At 61.5% G+C, this 642-nt stretch carries 1 protein-coding gene; it reads left to right on the forward strand.

Translation table 11 applies throughout. The features are described from left to right. A partial coding sequence (locus tag Q2100_RS31570) for an IS30 family transposase (RefSeq protein WP_302917168.1) occupies window positions 1–635 on the forward strand: 635 nt, incomplete at its 5' end. Window positions 636–642: the final 7 nt, after the last annotated feature.

Raw genomic sequence — 642 nt, forward strand, 5'->3', positions numbered from 1 at the left:
TGCGTCGCGAGCTGCACCGGTGCCTACGCACCGGACGGGCCCTGCGTCGACCTCAGCGCCGGGTAGCAGAACGTCGCGGGCGCATCCCGGGCATGGTCAACATCAGCGAGCGCCCCGCCGAGGTCGCCGACCGTGCGGTGCCCGGGCATTGGGAAGGCGACCTGATTGTCGGTACGGAATCCAAGTCCGCCATCGGCACTCTGGTCGAACGCACCACGCGCTTTGTCATGCTGCTGCACCTCCCCAACGATCACGGCGCCGAGACAGTTCAACACGCGATCGTAGAGAAAATGACCCAATTACCCGAGCACATGCGCCGCTCATTGACTTGGGACCAAGGCAGAGAACTGTCCAATCACCTCGCCATCGCCGAAGCCGCCGCACTCAACATCTACTTTTGCGACCCCCACTCGCCGTGGCAGCGCGGAAGCAACGAAAACACCAACGGACTCCTGCGCCAGTACTTTGCCAAAGGCACTGATCTGTCAGTGTTTCCAGACGACTACCTCGACTACGTCGCCACCAAGCTCAACACCCGACCCCGCAAAACACTGGCCTGGAAGACACCAGCAGAAGCCCTCAACGAACTACTCTCACAACCATCGAATCCACCCGGTGTTGCATCCACCGCCTGAAACCACC

The organism is Mycolicibacterium arseniciresistens, assembly GCF_030519285.1.
Classification (GTDB): Bacteria; Actinomycetota; Actinomycetes; order Mycobacteriales; family Mycobacteriaceae; genus Mycobacterium; species Mycobacterium arseniciresistens.